This is a genomic window from Campylobacter sp. BCW_6465, assembly GCF_001762815.1.
GTDB classification, from domain to species: Bacteria; Campylobacterota; Campylobacteria; order Campylobacterales; family Campylobacteraceae; genus Campylobacter_D; species Campylobacter_D jejuni.
Window position 1 is genome coordinate 1 of sequence record NZ_MJXN01000011.1, and the last position, 1,802, is coordinate 1,802.

The following is a 1,802-nucleotide window of genomic DNA, read 5'->3' on the forward strand; positions in this document are numbered from 1 at the left end:
CATTTTTTCAAATTCTTGATAATACTTCCAAGAAGCTACTATATCTGGACGATGTTGTTTGATGTGGATTAATTCTTCATCTAAAATTTGTTTTAATATTTTTTTTAATTCAATATTTTTATGAAGATAAACTAAAACTTGTTCGGCTGTTATTTTATTTTTTTGAATATATTTTATTTTTTTTTCTAAAATATTTAAAAAATTTATCTGATATTGCGTAATTATGTGTTTATAATATTTATCTATTTTATGAATATCTTCTTGATTTATTAAAAAAGAAAGATCTCTTAGCAATATATGATTAACTTTTATTAATTTTTTATTAATATTTATTAAACTTTTACTATCATTACTTTTTAAACATACATATATTTTAAAGAAAATATGATTATTTTTATAAAAACATAATGAAACAGGTATATGAAACCTATAATCACTATTTTTTATTCCTTGAAAAAAATCTTTATCTTTTAACTTTGGAGGATAAAAATTTAAAATTTTAGATAATTCTAACATTGTATCAAAAGCCTTATCTGGCATAATTTCTTTCATATCTAAGTATAAAATTTCATTTGTATTTAAAATAGGATTTATGATTTTTTTATAATTATATGTAGGCCAAGTTATACAACTTTTTACAAAATCATAAAAATTACAATTTTTATCATCAAAAAAATAAAATGATCTATTTATTTCATCTTCTATAGATTTTCTAGTATCTATGTTTTCATTAAATCTTTGGTGGTCATATTTATAATCTCCATGATTAATAGCGTGTTTTAATCTTTCTATAGGGTCTCTAACAAGTATTAAAATTTTTTTATCATTCTTTATAAAATATAATAATTTAGATCTTTCAATGGTTTTACATGCTATATCATCAAAAATACTGATACAATAATCGTCTTTAATGCATTTGAATTTATTATATATATCTTTATATGTTAAATTTTTAATAAAATTTAATTTTACACTCGACACGCATGTATCAACTTTACATTTATCAAAAAAAGAAAACATTGCTGCACCACCAGATAAACTAAATCTTATAAACACAAACTTATATCCATCAGGTAAAGGTAAATTCATATCCCATGCAAGTTCAGCAGGTATGTTATGATAATTGATTTTTTCATTTTCATCATTTAGTTTCTTAGGATCAAGTAAAGAAGGGTAAGGATGATTTTCTTTTTTGTATCTTTCTTTGAAATCATCTGATAATAACCATTCTTCTATAAGATCGAAATTTTGTATAAAATAATTAAAATTGCGAAAGATATTATCTAATATTGCTTTATAATCTTGATGAATTTTTAATATATTTTTTATTCTTAGAATTTTTTTTAAAAATAATTGTTTATTATCTATCCAACCTTCAAGGATGCTAGAGTCAATCTGATTAAATTCTTTAAAAATTTCTCTAAAAATTTGAAATTCTTTTTTAGCTTTTTTAATATCATTTTTTAGTTTAAATCCACTTCCTTTATACCAGGTTTTATCAGCTTTGATTAAAACTTCACCTAGCATATAGGACAAATGAAATTTATATCTTAAAGCTTGCTCATAATCACTGCATGTTTCTAAACTTGGATATTTGAGTTGAGGAAAAACTTGTATAGTTTGTTGGTAAATTCTTTGTTCTTTTTTGTGTTGTTTTTTAATTTTATAAAGTTTTTTAAATAATGCTATATACCCCCCCCATTGTTTGTGAAATCAATCATAACTTGACCTAGTTTATAAGCAAGATGATTTTTTACTCTTTCTATAGCTGAGTTTGGGTTAAACATGGGGTTTCTCCTTTA

General features: G+C 22.0%; 1 pseudogene. It reads right to left on the reverse strand.

The annotated features are described in order from the left end of the window. Nucleotides 1–1,787: pseudogene (locus AJ886_RS00430) on the reverse strand (DUF2972 domain-containing protein); the annotation flags it as partial. Between the last annotated feature and the right edge of the window lie 15 nt (nt 1,788–1,802).